This is a genomic window from Streptomyces sp. NPDC007917 (assembly GCF_042959105.1).
Taxonomy (GTDB): Bacteria; Actinomycetota; Actinomycetes; order Streptomycetales; family Streptomycetaceae; genus Streptomyces.
In genome coordinates, this window is record NZ_JBIBKK010000075.1 from 1 (window position 1) to 2,108 (window position 2,108).

The 2,108-nt window shown below is 68.7% G+C and carries 1 protein-coding gene; it reads left to right on the plus strand.

Features of this window, described 5'->3' with window-relative positions:
• On the plus strand, window positions 1–2,108 hold a 2,108-nt coding region (locus ACFZDL_RS47155; protein ID WP_353597326.1), incomplete at both ends, for an amino acid adenylation domain-containing protein.

Sequence of the window (2,108 nt, forward strand, 5' to 3'; positions counted from 1 at the left end):
TCGTCCTGCGCACGGACACCAGCGGCGACCCCACCTTCCGCGAACTCATCGAACGCGTACGGGAAACAGACCTGGCCGCCTACGCACACCAGGACATCCCCTTCGAACGCCTCGTCGAAGTCCTCAACCCCCAGCGCTCCCTGGCACACCACCCCCTGTTCCAGGTGATGCTCACCCTCCAGAACAACACGCACCCCAGCCTCGACCTCCCCGGCCTCCACGTCACCCGCCAGCCGTCCGGCGGCGCCCCCGCCAAATTCGACCTGGCCTTCAGCCTCAGGGAATCCCGTACGGCCGACGGCTCACCCAACGGGCTGACCGGGCAGATCGACTACCGCACCGACCTCTTCCGCCCCGCCACCATCGAAGCGCTCGTCGCACGCCTGCAACGGGTGCTGGAGACCGTGGTCGCGGACCCGGACATTCCCATCGACCGAGTCGACATACTCGACGAAGCCGAACGCCGTCAGCTTCTGTCCGGGTGGAATAACACGGCGCGTCGGATGCCGGATGCGACGCTCTCGGAGTTGTTCGAGGCGCAGGTGGCGCGTACCCCCGACGCCATCGCGGTGGCCTTCCAGGGCCAGGAGCTGACGTACGCGGAGCTGAACACACGGGCGAACCGGCTGGCCCGCCACCTGATCCGGCTGGGGGTAGGGCCGGGGGATGCGGTGGCGGTGTGGATGGAGCGTTCCACCGATCTGATAGCCGTCCTGCTGGCAGTGCTGAAGACGGGCGGGTTCTATGTGCCCCTGCACGAGGGCTATCCCGTCGAACGGCTGCGTTCGGTCATGCGCGACTGCGGCGCCGGCGTACTCCTCACCGACCGGCCCGCACAGGCGGGCGGCTTCGCCGCAGACGCGTGCCTGGTCGAGGTGACCGGTGAGATCCTGACCGACGGCGATGCCGACGCAAGCAACCCGGTCCTGCGTGGCAGGCATCCGCTGCAGCTCGCGTACGTGATGTACACCTCGGGTTCGACCGGCGAGCCGAAGGGCGTGGCAGTCCCCCACCGCGGTGTGGTGGAACTCGCCCTGGACAGGTCCTGGGCCGACTCCGCGCATCAGCGGGTGCTGATGCACGCCCCGCATGCCTTCGACGCCTCCGACTACGAGATCTGGGTCCCCCTGCTCTCCGGCGGCCGGATCGTCGTAGCACCCAACGAACAGATCGACGCCAAAGCACTACGCACGCTCATCAGTGATGGCCGAGTCACCGCCATCGAGATGACGGCGGGGTTGTTCCGGGTGATCGCCGAGGAGGACCCCGGCTGTTTCGACCAGCTCCAGGAGGTGCTGACCGGCGGTGACGTGGTCTCCCCCACCGCAGTCCAGCGCGTCCTCCAAGCCTGCCCCCAGGTCAGGGTGCGGGCCTTGTACGGGCCCACGGAGATCACCCTGTGCGCCACCCAGCACCTCATGACCCCCGCCACACCACCGGGCACCTCCGTCCCCATCGGCCGCCCCATGGACAACACCCGCACCTACGTCCTGGACAACGCCCTCCGCCCCGTACCCCCAGGAGTGGCAGGCGAGCTCTACATCGCCGGCACCGGCCTCGCCCACGGCTACATCAACCAGCCCACCACCACCGCCGAACGCTTCATCCCCGACCCATTCGGCCCACCCGGCACCCGCATGTACCGCACCGGTGACCTCGCCCGCTGGAACACCGACGGCACCCTCGAACACCTCGGCCGCACCGACACCCAGGTCAAAATCCGCGGCTTCCGCATCGAACCCGGCGAAGTCGAAGCCGCACTCACCACCCACCCCACCATCGCCCAAGCCGCCGCCCTCGTACGCGAAGACCACCCCGGCGACAAACGCCTCGTGGGCTACCTCGTCCCCGCCACCCCGGAAACGGAGATCAACACCGCCCAGGTACTGCGCACCGTCAGGGACCGACTCCCCGACTACATGGTCCCCACCGCGCTCATCGCCCTCGACCGACTCCCCCTGACACCCAACGGCAAGCTGGACCGCAACGCCCTGCCCGCCCCCGACTACACGACATCCGGAGCGCGGCGAGCACCCCGCACACCGCACGAGGAGATCCTGTGCGGTCTCTTCGCCGAAGTCCTCGCGGTCCCCGAGGTCGGCATCGAC